This is a genomic window from Niabella hirudinis, from assembly GCF_051201075.1.
GTDB lineage: Bacteria > Bacteroidota > Bacteroidia > Chitinophagales > Chitinophagaceae > Niabella > Niabella hirudinis.
Window position 1 is genome coordinate 768,649 of sequence record NZ_JBPEHJ010000001.1, and the last position, 15,821, is coordinate 784,469.

Here is a 15,821-nt window from a genome sequence, read left to right on the forward strand (position 1 = left end):
GATGTGGCCCCGACAATCTCTGTCTCCCGTCAACGGGGGCTATGCACACTGGGCCCTTCTTTGCTTTATTGTTTTACCATTACATTTTCAATATTTCTGTTAATTCTTCAAATGATGAAATTCCATTAATGTCCGCTGTGGCAATCCAGTCAATTCCGCCTGCTGGCAAATAGTTGATGATACCAGTTTTGAAATTGTACTGCTCGTTAATCTTCTTCATATCAATAAACCAGTCCATAGGAAGTTTTTTCAATCGTACAATTTCTTGAAAATCGTTTGATAGTTTGTTGGGCGACATTCCTTTTTGAATAAGAAGCAACAATCCTAAATCTATGGTTTTGGCGACCTGTAAATACCCAACTAATTGAGAATAATCTTTTAAACTCAATTGGCTTAAATACTTTGCTTCAATTAATATCAATCGCACTTTTTTGTCGGGGTTGATGATAGAAAACACTATATCGACTTTCAGTTTAGGAATATACGTTCCGTCTTCTTTTATGGTGATGCCTGATTGCTTTTCCAAGTCCGTTACAATGAAATCCAAAGTCTTGTTACAAGAGTAAAAAACACTGTAACCCTCCCCAAGATATGTGTTTAGGTATTGGCTGAATTTCTTCGAAAATTCTTCATAATAGCTTATTTCGTTCTGTATCACTATTTCAATTTTACGATTATGTTATCTACTTTAATTTTTGTTTTAATAAGCTGTTGGTTCAGTCTATTACTTACGGATGAACAAATAAACGCTCTATCATTTATTGAATTAATGACTAATAAAGGACTATCAAAAGAATTTCCAATCGTTTTCAAAGTTAATATTTCCGGTGTATGGCTTTGAATAATATCACCCATTGAACCTGTGTGTCTTTTTCCGTTTAAAGTTTCTGCAAAAAGATAGGCGACACCTTGGTCAATTCCTGTGAAACTTTCAAAATCTTTGTGTTCTATAAGTCTTGAAACCTTTGTTTTATGTGTTGAAATTTCCAGTTCAGGAAAATATTCTGATTGAATTTCTTTCAGTTTTTTCAAAAGTTCTTTTTTCGTTCCTTTTGATAATCTTGGAAAGAAGTTGATGTATCTGTTTTTGTTTTTTACTAACTTTTCAATTTCTTCAACAGGTGCGTGTGGACATTCCAAAACAGCACAAAAATGATGATAGTGAAAAAACAATTTATTTCTCACTTCAATAGGTAATTCGTTGGAATTTTGGTCTGTATGAACTGAAACTGGACTTGGTGTTCTTAACTTTCGTAAAATACACGGAATTTGTTCTTCTTTCTTTTGGTGTTTTTCAATTTTTGTTACATCAATAGATTTCGCCTGTAATGCAAACGAATATTGCGTAAGAAATGAACGAACCAAAAATCGAATTTTAAACCCTTTTTTCCAACCTTTGTAATCGGGGTCAGATGCCGAATGTTGGTTAGGATGATTGTATAAAATTTGGTCGGTTATCGAACCCAAATCCGTTAGCCAAGAACACAATTGTACAACTAATTTAAAATTTCTTGTGCTTCCCGGAATTTCAATAGAAACAACTGGTGCATCATCGGTAAATCTTCTGTGCGATAATGTCAAACTTGCTCTTGTGTCAAAAATTCCCGATAAAAAACTTGCAGTATTTACTCCTGATAATTTTTCTTTTGCAATAGCCAAATCAGTAGTTGATAACAAGAAACCACCAATCGGCAAACCCAAAAATTCCAAGTCTTTTTTTAGACTCGAAACATCCGAATTGTCAATAGGCATAATCAACCATTTGCCATTTCCAATCTCATAAGTCACATTGAAGTTGTACGATGAATTGAAATATTGGCAAATTTTCGTAAGAATATCCGTAGCGATAAAATTCATACGCTTAGGTTCCATTCCCCATTTTTTGAAGGGAAGGTCTATTACGAATGTGTTTTCGTCTATTTTTCCGCCTCCTACTAATAAACCAAGTATGTATGCTTTAATGTGGTTAATTTTCTCCATTTTCAAAATGCTTTTCTAATGCTTTGGCAATAACCCAAGCAAAAACAGGTGGAACAGCGTTACCGATTACTTTATAAGCATTTGCTATGGTTTTGTAAGGGAAATTAAAATCATCCGGGAAAGATTGAATTCTTGCAATCTCTCTGATTGTAAATCTTCTGTTTTCAAAAGGGTGAGTAATACCGCAGTTTTCTGGTTGAGCGGAAGCGGTAATTGTACCATTAATTTCGCCTAATGCAAACCTGCGATAAAAGTTAGGTGCGTGATATTTTTTCGGGTTGTTCCAAATTTTTCTAAAACGCTCCGACATATCCTCAGGATTCATACTTTTCCAAGATTTACCTTTAGAAATTGTTTTACTAATTTTATTTAATGGCGTTTTCTTTTTGAACTTCTCCAACGCTTCTTTCCCATCTTCACAAGGGCCAATTTTGTCAACCATATATTGCCCTCCCGGGGAATATTTCCAAAAATCATTCGCTTGCGGTGCATTTTTAGGAATATCGCATAAAGCAGAACCCAGGTACAAATCATAAGGACTATCTGTTTCACTTGGCAAATTATACTCGGCTACAATTTGGTCTAATAACCTGAAATCAAAATAACCTAACTCTTTTCTGATACCAATAATGATTAGTCGCTGACGATTAGAGGGAACTCCGTAATTGCTTGTTTTTAGAAGTTTATAACAAGTTTTAAATCCTAATTTTTCAGTTCGTTTCACAATTTCATCGGGAATACTTGTGCCATCTTCCATTTTTGAAGACATAATACCCTTTACGTTTTCAAAAACAAAACCGATAGGTTTGTTTTCTCTTTTCAAACCTACTTTGAGTAATTTTTCGCATTCTTCAAAAAGATTTCCTCTTTCGTCATTGATGCCTTTTCTTAATCCTGCGTTTGAGAATGGCTGACAAGGAAATCCTGCAAGCAAAAAATCAAAATCAGGAATATTTTTGAAATCAACATCTTTTATATCCTCACGATGTAGTTCGTGATTATTGAAAAAAGAAGCATTGGCATTATAGACATATTCAGCAGCAGGGTCAATGTCGTTTGAATATTCAATTTTGAATTTTGTTTTGTCGAAATGTCTGTCTCTGAAATCAAAGTTTCCCGAAAATCCCAAATCCAAACCTCCGCAACCGCTAAATAGCGATACGATTTTGAAATTCTTATTTTCATTTGTGGATTTTTTCTGCTTATTGGGTTTAAAGTCAATAAACATTTGCGGTTCTTCCACAGTTGAAATTGTTTCTAATTCTGTTTGGGTGTACATAATGTTTATAGCTTAATCGTTGTTTGTATTGTGTTTTTCTGTCTGATGTATTTTACCTTTTCCTCTACGAGAGTAAGTACATTATCATTGCACTTGTTTTGATAAAGTGTGTATGCAATTTTTTCGCTTATCAATTCAGATTTTAGTGTTTCCAAATCAAGGTTAAATGTTTCTGCAAGTTTAGGCAAACAATTTTCATCAAATGCTTTTTTGCCTGTTTCGATTTTGCTCAAAGCTCCTGAGTCAATGCCAAGTTTAGCACCTAACTGAGTAAGTGTCAAACCGCTTTGAGTTCTTAAAGTTCTAATATATTCTCCAAAGTTTGCCTTCATTGTCTTGTTTTTTTCGTCTTGACGATTTTTACAAAAATAAGAACTCACACTCTGTTATACCAAATTTTTTAGCAAAATATTTTGGATGGCGGGTGGGCGCGGGTGCGTTGGCAAAATTGCAACTCTTTTGCAAACTCGGGTCAGTGCGTGGGCTTTGTGCGGCTTGCAAATGTCCGCAATGTGCATCAAGTTGTCGAGTTGATTGTTGTACGGTCGTTCTGTAGGGGTCGCAGCCAACGCATAAAAATATACACAATATGAATTTTACGGATAAATGAATCTTCTTTGAACCCGGTCCCAATTTAATTTCCATCCGGCCTGGTGGCATCCCTGCCGGGGCTTTGGGGCCAGTAAAAATCGGCGTAGGCATCGGGTTTCGAAGGATCAAATACCGGCTCCTCCCGCTTGATCAGGCCGGCCAGTTTTAAGCCCGCCCTCCTGACACCCGTTACCATCAGCCGGGCCACTTCGTAGGCGCCAAACGGGCGAAAATGGGTGTTATCCGCAATGGCCTCTTTCCGGTTGGGAAAGGTACCCGCGGGGAAATGTGCAAAAGCCAGCAGAGACCCTTTTTCGCCCATGGCTTCAAACATTGTTTTGCTCATCGCATTCAGATCCACCAGCGCCACCTTTCTTTCTTTTGCGGTTTGGCGCACCGCTGCCGGGTAATCGCCCAGGGTTTCCACGATCCTGCCGGTGCTATCAAAACGCCGTCGCTGCACCGAGGTCACCAATACCGGGATTCCTCCTTTCTTTTGAACCTCATCAATAAAAAAAACCAGGTTCTTTTTATAAGTAGTAAAAGCGCCAACCCCGGGTCCTTTTTGTTTCTGATCGTTATGCCCAAATTCTACAAACGCATAATCGCCTGGCTTCATCAGGCTCAGCATCTTTGCAAAACGGCGTGCTGCAATAAACCCGCTCAGCGTTTCACCGGATTCCGCAAGATTCACAATCGCTACTTTTCCCGGCTGAAAAAAATAAGGAAACATCTGCCCCCAGGCGGAATAGGGTTCACTGGCGCCATCCACCACGGTGGAGTTTCCTGCCAGGAAAACAGATATGGCTTTCCTATTGGGCGTAATCTCAATGGCATTCACTTTTGGCTGCCTGCTGTTAAATTCCAGGGTCAGCTTATTGTCCCAATGCAGGTACCCATATTCCCGCTCCTTAAGACGTACTTTCCGGTTGGTACCGGCAATCAGGCTGTCGCGGATATTCACCGTAAATTCAATAAGCCGGTGCCGACCCTTTTCCGTTTGCAAGCGGTTTACAAACATACGCCTGTTTTCGGCCCGCACGGTAATATCTGCGGTACCCTGATCATCACCGGTCCAAACCTTCACATTATAATTCCCTTCGGGCAATCTCACCGAAAAATAAAACGGCTGATCGCTGGTAACGAACCCATCTGTTAATGCGGTTTTCCCAACCACTGTATTACTCACTACATGGGTACCCAAATCGATCCCATAGCCCCGCTGCTGATCGAAACCTTTTTCGGGAAAAATTTTGGTGTACCCCTTAGCTGTTTTTCCCTTTCCAAAATCGAACCGGAGGGTTTGGGCGCAGAGTCCGGTACTCCCGCACCAGGCGGCTAAAGCAAGAATACCCGCCCGGTAAATCAGTTGTTGTATCATGTGTATTCCTTTATCTTTTCTATATATCCTGGCAGCTATCTACCAAATTTTTACCTGATCCACCACCACGTCTTCATCCAGTGCTTTAATGGTTACCGTATGTTTGCCTGCCCCTGCCAGCTTATGATGCGTAGTACGCCGGGCCTGGTTGCGCAATACATTTTCTTTCCATTCCTCACTGCGTCCTTCGGTGGCATAATCTATTTCCTGTAAAGGCCCGTTATCCACCTGTATAGCATAACGGATCGCCTTACCAACCGGATGATTGGGCGCCAGCGCCAGTTCAATGTTAACAGAACCTGCATCCTGCATCGTAAAGTTAAAAACAATGGTGCTTCCCTTTACCAGGCTCACAGCGCCCCGCTGGTAGCCCAGCCCATAGCCAACCGGCCGGGAGCCGGTGTAGCGCCGGTACTCGTTTCCGTTGAATAAAAACCGGGGCATCGTTTTCCCGGCCATTGCCACCGCGGATCCTGTGTGCTGTAGTTTTTCAAAAACAGGAAGCGAACGCGGGTGGTCGGTCATCATCCCCTTCCATTTGCCATTATGCAGGGCATTGTATTTCCGGGTGAGCTGGTCGATGGCACCGTGGGCCTCATCGCTCCGCTCCCATGTGGCCTTATCATGCCTTGCCAGTTGCCCGTACAAAAACTTCTTATTCATTTCAGCAGCTGCGCATACGGGGTACTCAATCAGCTGGTACCAGGCATCCCGTTTTCCGGCGGGAAGCTGCCGGGCAAGCCGGGTTACTTTTGCTGCTATTGCCTCATAGTCCTCAATCCGCTGACGAATTTCCTGTTCGCTCCAGGGAAGATCCACTATCATCTTGTATTTAGGATCGGTTTCTTCCGTTCTTGTGCCTCCCATAAATTCCGGTTTACGGATATAGGCCAGCCGGTAATATTCATTCATAGCCGGTAACAGCTGGCGGGCATTGGCTGCGCCAAATTCCCGATGCAGCCATGCATCCAGGTGCTGCTCCAACCCTTTTTCATTATCTGCGATAGAACTGATATTCCAGGCCATGTCCATAAACAGTTCTGTTAAATATTCTGCCGGTTTGATATCTCCTACATTCAGGATCCAGAATTTTTTTGCGCCCCGCTCATAGGCATGTTTCATTTGCGTATACAACAGGGCGGGATGGGTGGTTGCCAGCCAAAGGTAATCGTGCGGCCGGCCCCAATAGGAAACGTGGTAATAAATACCGCTGCCACCTTCTCTTGCCTGTTCCTGTGCATTGGGGAAATGCCGGATATATCCATAGTTATCATCACACCATATCAGCGTTACATCCTCCGGTACTTTTAGCCCATCATTATAAACATCCAGCACTTCTTTATACGGAATAAAGATCTGGGGCAGTTTTTCCGCGTCTCCTGAAGCTGCATACTTTTTTAAGAGCACCCTTTCATCGGCTATCACCTGCGCCAGTACGGCTTTGTGTGCAGCCAGTGTTTTTACCCCCTGCATCATACCATCGTGTTTACCCCTCAATCCGATTGTATAGATATGATCCGATCCCTTTAATGCCTTAAGCCGGTCCGTCCAGTAAGACAACATCGCGTCTTTGTTCGTTACATAATTATAATCGCCCTTACCGTAAAGATCCCATTCCGTTACACTGTTGCGCATCAGCGGCTCACAGTGTGAGGTACCTACGACAATGCCATATTTATCCGCCATTTCCTTATTGCCTGGTATCAGGTAAAAAGGAACGGTTACCTCGTGCATAGCGGGCCAGATGGTATTGGCTCTTAACCGCAGCAACAGTTCAAATACCTTCGCATAGGTTTTGGGGCCGATGGCGCCTTTTGTTTTCCCCACAGTGGGCAGGCCTTTTTCAAAATTTTTGCTACTCCAGGGCAATAGTCCAAAATCTTCATCATTAATAAAAATACCGCGATAGGCAACGGATGGGTATTCCAATTTGCTATACCCGTTTTCCAGGCGAAAGTCGCCCCGTTTTTGAGGAGTGGCATCCGCCCACCACTCCCAGGGCGATATGCCCATCAACCTGGACAATTCCAAAATACCATAGGCCGTACCGCGCTTATCACTCCCAAGAATGTACAATTTATTTTGCCGCACTTCCATAACAAATCCTTCGTTATGCAACCGCAGCTGGTCCCGTTGTTTTTTGCTGATGCCTTTTTCGGCATCACTGTTATTTCCAAGCGTGCCAATCAGCAGCCTTGCATGGTCCCCTTTTAGCACAGCGCCATCTAATACTTTTTTATAATCTGCTCCAAACAATTCCAATGCCGTGTAAACGACCGGGGCTTCGCCGGTATTGACGGATATCTCCAGGCTGGCATGGCTGCGAAAAACAACACCGGCACCGGCTGCCAGCGGAAACAGCCATAGGCATGCCATGCCTGTGATCACCCGAATATAAAATTGATAAAAACACATAGGCCGGTTTTTAAACATCCTATTTATTTTATTGTAATATCTATTTTATCGCCACCGGGATCAAAATCAAAGATTATTTTATCGGCTACAACCCGGTAAGCCAGCTTCTTTTTACCCTGGTGAATCAACGGGCTTCCTACCGCTCCTTTTTCAACTACCGCCGTTAGGGGTTCGGTATAAAGCGACCGGTCCAGCCTCAGTTCAGGCCGGATCGTAAAGCCACCACGGGTTTCACCAATTTCATAGGTAACCGCTTTCTGTTCTTTTATATATGCCGCTACCTGGCGAAAGGTGGCCACCCATATTTTATCTTCCCGCGCTTTTACTTCTTTTAAATGATCCCAAAAGATAGCAGTGTCGCTAAAATGGTCATAGCCATAGGTAAGCCCATGCGTCATGGTTACACCCCATGCCCTGTTGGCCAGCAACTCCTTTATCTTTTTCCCCAGATTATCTTTCGTACTTTTTCCACCAACCGAAAACTGCAACAACCGGGTAGCCACCCGGCCCTGGCTGGCCAGTATAACGCCTTCGGTCGTTTTGGTATTATTCGGATAAGCGAAGGTGCGCGGCATAGCCCGGATATTTGCCTGTATGGCGCTGTCATTCCCAGCAATATCCGCAGCGATCTCCTCTAACGAAAATTTTCCAAAATTGCGATGTTCCCAACCATGGTTGGATATCTCATGCCCCTGAGCCGACATCTTTTTAAGCTGCGCCCAGGATACGCGGGGCTTTCCGCCGGCAGCTACCGTATCTTCGATGGATTTTCCATTTACAAAAAAAGTAGCTTTAAAGCCCAGCTTATTGAAGACCGGCGCTGCGAGCGTAGCCTGTTCCAGCAACCCGTCATCAAATGTATAGCTGATAGCGCAGGTTTTATCATCACGGTATGGCGCTACCCGGAAACCGTATTTGTTAGGGACCATTATTTTGGCTAATAGCTTATACATTTCGCTGCCAAGGTACTCTGCCGACTTTTTGGTAAAATGAGTGCGGTCCCGCTGCAATGTGCCCTGTGCCATGTCTACAAAAAAAGCATTGGGATCTTCTTCGGCAATCCGCCGCATTGCCCCATCTACCAGGGGCTTAAAATGCCGGTTAGATTGAGGTATAGATCCAAAAACAAACGGCAACTTCATATAATCCTTACCGGTCTTTTCGGTTAAATGCTTCCGCACATAGGCCACGACTGCCTTCAGGTTGTCGTAATATTTTTTGTCAAACCGGTCATCGCTTTCGCCCTGATGCCAAAGAAAGGCATCTACCTGGTAGCCATTTTTAAACTTCGACAAGGTTTGATCAATAGCTGCATCAATGGCATCTGTGAACGAGAGCAGGAGGGATTTCCCACCTTTTTCAATGGAGGTGGTATTGGCCAGCCAGCTGGTATTGGCCGACCAGTACCGGCCTTTTGCCGTATCATTTGGATATTGAATAGAAGTGCCGCCCACCGCATATTTAATAACATAAAAATCCTGTTGCAATGCCTGCTCCAGCCGGTAGTAGGTTACGGCGTCATAGGTCCAGTATCCTTCCGAAATTCTTCCCTTTGGAAAATAGGGCACAAAGCGCCCGTCATTCCGGTTCTGCGCCACTTTGCAATAGCGGTAAGCTCCCTCCGAAAAATTGACGGTGTCCGTTGCCAGAGCTTTAATATAAGCGGGTAATAATTGATTCGGTACCCGCCCGTCCGTATTCGACTGCCCGGCGGTAATGATAACGTGGGTTTGGGCGCCGGCAATTGTGCATGAGCCGCAGAAGAGCCCGGCGAGCAAGAGGTAGTTGCATAGCTTCATCGGTTATTCAGTATACTGTTTACCATTCACCAGTACTTTTTTCAACTGCAGGTTTTTAATAAAATCCAATCCTACAACGGCTTTTTCAGGGGCCGTAATCTCCAAGTTTTCCAATGCAAAACCCGAAAGCTCGTATTGTTTTGAAGATTTAATATTGAGAAAATCATTGCAGCTCAACTTGCTGTTGCGCATCGTTATAAAGCGCGCGGAAGAGTGCGGCTCGGGCTGCCCTTTCAAATCAAAAAACTGGGTCCAGGGTGCTATTGAAAGAAAGCTGCGCGCCGTTCCCGTAATATCCTCTACCAATACATATTCATGCTGCTGTGGGGTATCGGGCCGCATTTTCAGCAACAGCACATGGGAGGTATTTTTGACGGTGCAGCGCCGCATAATCACGTTGCGGGTAAAAACAGATTCGCTTCCCAATGTCAGCGAGGGGCAATTAACGATCGTATTATCTTCGATGATAATACTACGGTTGGCACCGTTATTGGGATCCTTGTCTGCTGTTGGCCCCTTGCCTCCTTTGAGGCAAACGCCATCATCATTTACTGAAATGTAACAGTTTTTTATCAATACATTCTGGCATACATCCAGGTCGATACCATCGGAACTGGGGGCGCGCACTGCATACCCGTTATTGGTACCGGCAAGGATACGCACTCCAAGCACTTTAAGATTTTCACACTTATAGTAGTGCGAGGTCCAGAAGGGCGAGTTCAGCAACTGCACGCCCGATACCTGCACATTTTTACTATTGGATACAAATAAGAGCCGCGGACGTTGCTCATCCATATTGGTACATTTGGGATTCCACTGGCGACGCAGCCAAAATGCCTTCCAGTAACGCAACCCGTTACCATTAATGGTACCGCTGCCCGAAATGGTAAACCCATCAAGACCATCGGCGTTGACGAGTGCCGCAAAGTATTTTAGCGACTGGCCTTCTATGCGGGTTGTAATCACTTTGAAATCGGAAATATCATCACTGCATTTGAGTGTGGCGTCTTTCTCCAGGTAAAGATGTGTTTTGGGTTTAAAAAACAGCGAGCCGCTAAGGAATACGCCTTTAGGAATGATTATAACGCCGCCTCCGTTTGCAGCGGCCTGGTCAATAATGGCCTGGATCTTTTCGGTTTGCACCACCGTGCTGTCCTTTGTTACGCCGTAATCCGTAAGGATATATTTTTTGCCCAGTGTATGAAGCTTTACAACTCCCGCATCGGAGAACCAGGCAGGGATGGGCGATCCATCGGGAAAAGTTTGTGCCCTGCTCTTTATAACAGGAATAGTAAACATCAGCACCAACGTAAATACAATCCATTTTTTGTTTCGCATCTTTTTTTATTTTATTTTTTGCGATTGAATTATGCCGCCGCTAAGAAACACAAAGGCAGACCATCTTTTCTTCGTGCGTCTTTGCGCCTTCCGTTTTCGTGGCAACAACTCCGCCCTATTGCTCCCTTTTTAATATGCTCTTTCATAAAACTCCGCCTCAATAATACTGAGCGCACCTTTGGCCTTCGCATCATCCCGCGCTACTCCATCATCCAGTTTCTTTCCTCCTACTTCAACTTCTTTTGTTGCGTTACCCGATGCGCTGCCAGCCAATTGTATTCTTACCTTGCTGCCGCGAACCGGTTTGCATTTGATCGTATAATACCCCAGCGTGGTCTGGGTTTTTCCATTAAACACTTCTTTACCATCTACTGTAATGATGAGGGGATAGGTTTTTGTACGAAAGTTATTCAGTTTTAATGAAACTTCATCAATAGTGGCCGGTTTCGACAGTTCATATTCGATCCAGGCCGTATGGATAGTTCCATCATTAACCCAGTCGGTACGCTCATTATCATCATAGCTCAGCGATGCCTTGTCTTCATTGGCCCCGGCTTTTGCAGATTGCACCGGTATCGATTTCCGGGTCACCGTATAGGAGGGCGTTAATGGTGTGGGGCCTTTTACAAGCAGGGAGGACAAACCATCTGATGGCAACAATTCCGACAGGCCCTTCTCCTCCGGCACTGCTGTTGAATGAAGCGCTATCACTGCGGGCTTTAACCCGGCTGCAGTGGCACGAATGGTGATGGCACCCGGGGTATTTGTGGATCGGATCAAAAATCGGTTTACACCTCCTTCCACCGGAAAATCCTGCTTCAAAATATAATTGTCCGGCCCCATGGCAATGCCTCCCCGCCACTCTCCGGGGCCCTCCATCTTATAATGAATCATATCAAGCGCAACCGGGCAGCGATTGCCTTCGGCATCCACTACTTCCACTTCCACCAGGGCCAGATCCTGACCATCTGCCCGAAAGGGCACCGGTCGCTTTATTTCCGTAAGGCGCAGTGCTGCGGGTGCACCGATGGTTTTGATCCTGGCGGTACAAACCGGTTTATTTTGCGCATTGTAACCAGTAGCAGCAAGGGTGCCCGGTTGCCATTCCACATTTTTAAACGTAAAAATAAAGCCATCGCTTTTTTCACCAAAACCCAGCGACCGGCCGTTGATCTTTAGCTCCACTTTAGGCGCAGACGCAATTACATAAATATCTTTTTTTACACCGGGTTTATAATTCCAGTGACCGATAATGTGCATGCTGTATTTTTCCGGTACTACCCAGCCATTCCACATTACCTGGTTGGAATAAAAGTTTTGTTTGATGATGCGCATCGCATCTACCTCGCCGCTCCTGCGGTAGTTCTCCTCTCCGCGATGATGGGTATTGGTTTCGGACCAAACAATATTAACACCGCCGCTGCTTACGCGGCTCCCGGTACCCGGTCGCTCGCGCCAGAACTCATACCATCGTTTTACATTCTCCAATGCGTGCGATTCCATATTCCGGTTATAAATAGCAGCGTTTTGCCCATTGTACAGGGGTCCATCGCCATCTTTATGATAAGGAGGCGTCCATTCATCCCAATATCTTCGCGACCCCTCGTCTCTCGAATATTCCATGGCCCATAACGGAATACCTGCACTTTTATTGGTATAAAGCATCTCCCCGCCATATTCTGCCGTTTTGCTATCCAGCATTTCCCTGCTGCCTATTGCCCGCCCCCCATGGGGATCGTATTGATTGCGGATCGCTTTCATCTCCGTTATATGCGCTTCACTAATACCTTTATTGCCACACTCGTAAAAGATAATGCTGGGATTATTCCGGTTATAAATGATGGCATCCCGCATCACCGCCTTGCGCTGCTCCCACCGGGTGCCCTGTACATCGGCTTCTGCATCGCCCGCCGGCATGGCCTGCATTAAGCCTACACGATCGCAGCTTTCCACATCCTGCTTTGCCGGCGTAATGTGCATCCACCGCACCAGGTTGCCGTTTCCTTCCACCATCAGGCCATTGCTATAGTCGCTTAGCCATGCAGGCACGCTCAAACCAATGGCCGGCCATTCATTTGAAGTGCGCTGCGCGTAACCATGCACCATCATTACCCGGTCGTTCAGATAAATCATACCGTCTTTAAATGCCGTTTTACGAAAACCTGTTTTTGTAGTCACCACATCAACCGGCCTGCCATTTACCAACAGGCTGGTGAGCACATTATACAGATAACCATACCCCCAGCTCCAGAACTGTAACCCACCCAGTTTTCCTGCGGCATTGAGGGTTGCAATGGCCCCGGGCTGCAGGGGCATTTTTTCTCCCCTGAAGGAACCGATGGTTTTGCCATCCGGCGCAGTAACTGCCACCGCATATTCCACCATCTGCACCTGCTCCGTTTCATTTTTAATTTCAGAAGCGGCATGAATCACAGCCGTATGTTCCCTGATATCAAAATCACTTGCATAAATATACACCCCGGTGGTTTTCAGGCCTGAGTAGAGAGGGAGCGTTTGGTATAATTTGGGAGTTGTGTGCAGGTATACATTTTTAATAATGCCTCCGTAGTTGGCATTGAAATTTTTGTCTTCCCATTGATATTTGGTATGGGTGGCCCTTTCGCGGTAGTCCCAGGCATTGTCGATGCGTGCCGCAATCACATTATCGCCACTAAACTGCACGGCATCGGTAATATCGAACCCAAAGCCCGTAACACCGTTTTCGTGAACGCCTACCGGCTTGCCGTTTACATAAAAATCGCCAGCCTGGCGGATGCCTTCAAATTCAATAAACACTTTTTGTCCCCGGGCCGATGCCGGCAATTTAAAGTGTTTGCGGTACCATACGATTCCCGTTGACAGGTCTTTAATATCCTTTTTAAAGGCTTCATCTTCGTTCCAGGCGCGGGGCAGCGTAACCCCTTGCCAGCTATCTTCATTGTATGCAATGGCCTCCGCCCCGGAAAGATCGCCCGGATGAAATTTCCAGGAGCTGTTGAAATTATATTTCATCCGGGCCGCCGGCTGCGCCCAGCCGGCAAAGGTGACTATCAACAGCACAAGCGTTACAATTCCTTTATTCATTTCTGTTGTTTAAATTTTTCATTTTGTCTGCAACTTCCCGCGGACTATTGCCTGGTACTTTTAATATCCGGCTTTGGCGGCGGCTTCATGCCATCTCCAAAAAAGAAGCTGGTATGGGGCGGTTGGTTGTAGCCCACATTTTGCCAGGCAATACTTAAGCGGTATTGCGGATCCTGCATCAGGGTATAGAAGCGATACTGCGTGGGAGCGGTGGTTGAAAAAATCCGCAGTTCTTTATTATCAACGGTGCTGTAGATCACTTCTTCGCGCCAGTCGCCCAGGATATCGCCCACCAATACGGGTGTGGCCTTGGTGCCATTATTGCTGCGGCATTGGTACTGCGCGGCGCTGAGAATCCTGTTGGTTGACTGGTTCATGTAATCCCATTTATCGATATTGGTGCCACTTAGTATCTCGGCCAGCAGATCGCCATCCCAGAGGATTCCCATATTGCAGGCGGGCGTCCGATCTTCAATTTTGTTTCCCTTACAATCGAACATCCCCCTGATACCCGCCCCGGCTACCCAGCATTCCGCACCGGGGTACCGCGGGTCCACATCTAACGCCAGGCCGCGCCCGGGGCCCTCCCCATCTTCACCCGCTTTAACTGAAGGCTTTTTCCAATAGATGGCGCCGGTGGCCGCCGAACGAAAACTGCAGCCCGCATCATCAAAGCGTTCCTGGATATCAAACACCTCCAAACCGGGGATGGAGGGGTCCAGGTCGGATACATGCAGGGCATCGCCATGACCCAGGCCCGTACTATATAAGCCTTTACCATTATCATCTACACACATGGCTCCGTACACAATCTCGTCCCGTCCATCGCCATCCACATCCGCAATACTAAGGTTATGATTGCCCTGGCCGGCATAGTTTCCATTGCCCCGGTCATTGGTGTCAAAAACCCAGCGCTGCTGTAATTTTTTATTTTTTAAATCCCATGCGGCAATTACCGTTCTTGTATAATAGCCGCGGGTCATAACGAGGCTGGGATGTACCCCATCCAGGTAGGCAATGGCCGCCAGAAAACGGTCCATGCGGTTGCCATAGCCATCACCCCAAATCGCCTTCAATGCCTCAGGTGTGGGTGTGAGGGAGTCGTTGGACCGCGGCGGTACAAAACCGACCGTGTGTATGGCGGCTCCCGTTTGCCCGTCAAACACGGTTAAATATTCCGGCCCTGCCAGGATATAGCCTTTATCATTTCGCCAGTCTTTGGTGCTGTCGCCAATTATACGGCCCTTACCATCCCTGGCCCCATCGGCCGTCTTCATCGCCACTTCGGCCTTACCATCACCATCAAGGTCGTATACCATAAACTGTGTGTAATGCGCCCCTTCTCTTATATTTTTTCCAAGATTGATGGTCCACAATAAAGTGCCATCTAACTTATAAGCCTGTATCAACGGGGGATCGGTAAAGCCGGCATGGCTGTTATCATGCCCTTTGCCGGCAACATGCAATACAATTTCATAAACGCCATCGCCATCCAGGTCGCCCACCGAAGCGTCATTCGCAGCATAGCCATCCGGGATGCTAATGGGCACCGATAAAAACGGATGCTCTTTATCCCGGAGCACAAAGCGGCCGGCCTCCGGCAGTTCCCTGCCATTAAGCACCGGTTTTACGATATAGATTCTTTCAGGCGCTGCACCCGGCGCTTCATCCAAAAAGCTGGTGGCACCTGCAAGCGGGGCTTTGTTGAGCTTTTCTTCATGATTGCCGGTTTTCCGGTAAAGATTAAATGCGATATTGTCCGGGTCTGCCGCCAGCAACCTCCAACTGACAAAGACCTTACCGCCACCATCTGCAATGGCTACCACACCCCTGTTCATCGGTTCCATCAAACGCTGGCACGGAGCCGCTGCGCTGCATAGGAAAAACAACAGCAGCAACCCAAGCCGGCTTTTGAAAGAAAAACTACCGATATATGTATCGTTCATCATTTTCA

General features: G+C 45.8%; 10 protein-coding genes. All 10 read right to left on the reverse strand.

Annotation, left to right across the window (positions count from 1 at the left end; all coding sequences use genetic code 11):
- Positions 1–79 precede the first annotated feature (79 nt).
- Complete coding sequence (locus GGU45_RS02910; RefSeq protein ID WP_435221830.1) at positions 80–658, reverse strand: hypothetical protein; 579 nt, start codon at positions 656–658, stop codon at positions 80–82.
- Positions 658–1,980, reverse strand: coding sequence for a hypothetical protein (locus GGU45_RS02915; RefSeq protein ID WP_435221832.1), 1,323 nt, complete (start codon positions 1,978–1,980; stop codon positions 658–660). The genes GGU45_RS02910 and GGU45_RS02915 overlap by 1 nt, the downstream gene beginning before the upstream one ends.
- The gene (locus GGU45_RS02920; protein WP_435221833.1) at positions 1,967–3,259 is read right to left on the reverse strand and encodes a DNA cytosine methyltransferase; all 1,293 of its coding nucleotides are present in this window, start codon (positions 3,257–3,259) and stop codon (positions 1,967–1,969) included. The genes GGU45_RS02915 and GGU45_RS02920 overlap by 14 nt, the downstream gene beginning before the upstream one ends.
- 5 nt (positions 3,260–3,264) lie before the next feature.
- Entirely contained in the window at positions 3,265–3,591 is a 327-nt protein-coding gene (locus GGU45_RS02925) for a helix-turn-helix domain-containing protein (protein ID WP_435221835.1), read from the reverse strand.
- Between the two features lie 302 nt (positions 3,592–3,893).
- Complete coding sequence (locus GGU45_RS02930; protein WP_435221837.1) at positions 3,894–5,231, reverse strand: rhamnogalacturonan acetylesterase; 1,338 nt, start codon at positions 5,229–5,231, stop codon at positions 3,894–3,896.
- 39 nt (positions 5,232–5,270) lie between these two features.
- Positions 5,271–7,646 carry a glycosyl hydrolase 115 family protein gene (locus GGU45_RS02935; protein ID WP_435221839.1) on the reverse strand — a complete coding sequence of 792 codons (2,376 nt, stop codon included), beginning with the start codon at positions 7,644–7,646 and terminating at the stop codon, positions 5,271–5,273.
- A gap of 23 nt (positions 7,647–7,669) precedes the next feature.
- The gene (locus GGU45_RS02940; protein ID WP_435221841.1) at positions 7,670–9,445 is read right to left on the reverse strand and encodes a polysaccharide deacetylase family protein; all 1,776 of its coding nucleotides are present in this window, start codon (positions 9,443–9,445) and stop codon (positions 7,670–7,672) included.
- Positions 9,446–9,448: 3 nt separating this feature from the next.
- Positions 9,449–10,783 (reverse strand): rhamnogalacturonidase, encoded by a 1,335-nt coding sequence (locus GGU45_RS02945; protein ID WP_435221843.1) that lies wholly within the window; start codon positions 10,781–10,783, stop codon positions 9,449–9,451.
- A 129-nt stretch (positions 10,784–10,912) separates the two neighbouring features.
- On the reverse strand, positions 10,913–13,867 hold the full coding sequence (locus tag GGU45_RS02950; RefSeq protein ID WP_435221845.1) for a DUF4982 domain-containing protein: 2,955 nt from the start codon (positions 13,865–13,867) through the stop codon (positions 10,913–10,915).
- Positions 13,868–13,911: 44 nt separating this feature from the next.
- Complete coding sequence (locus GGU45_RS02955; protein ID WP_435221847.1) at positions 13,912–15,816, reverse strand: rhamnogalacturonan lyase; 1,905 nt, start codon at positions 15,814–15,816, stop codon at positions 13,912–13,914.
- Between the last annotated feature and the right edge of the window lie 5 nt (positions 15,817–15,821).

Bases quoted from the DNA above. Each gene is read 5' to 3' on its own strand.
- GGU45_RS02915 (WP_435221832.1), bottom strand. From the start codon at position 1,980: ATGGAGAAAATTAACCACATTAAAGCATACATACTTGGTTTATTAGTA.
- GGU45_RS02920 (WP_435221833.1), bottom strand. From the start codon at position 3,259: ATGTACACCCAAACAGAATTAGAAACAATTTCAACTGTGGAAGAACCG.
- GGU45_RS02925 (WP_435221835.1), bottom strand. From the start codon at position 3,591: ATGAAGGCAAACTTTGGAGAATATATTAGAACTTTAAGAACTCAAAGC.
- GGU45_RS02930 (WP_435221837.1), bottom strand. From the start codon at position 5,231: ATGATACAACAACTGATTTACCGGGCGGGTATTCTTGCTTTAGCCGCC.
- GGU45_RS02935 (WP_435221839.1), bottom strand. From the start codon at position 7,646: ATGTGTTTTTATCAATTTTATATTCGGGTGATCACAGGCATGGCATGC.
- GGU45_RS02940 (WP_435221841.1), bottom strand. From the start codon at position 9,445: ATGAAGCTATGCAACTACCTCTTGCTCGCCGGGCTCTTCTGCGGCTCA.
- GGU45_RS02945 (WP_435221843.1), bottom strand. From the start codon at position 10,783: ATGCGAAACAAAAAATGGATTGTATTTACGTTGGTGCTGATGTTTACT.
- GGU45_RS02950 (WP_435221845.1), bottom strand. From the start codon at position 13,867: ATGAATAAAGGAATTGTAACGCTTGTGCTGTTGATAGTCACCTTTGCC.
- GGU45_RS02955 (WP_435221847.1), bottom strand. From the start codon at position 15,816: ATGATGAACGATACATATATCGGTAGTTTTTCTTTCAAAAGCCGGCTT.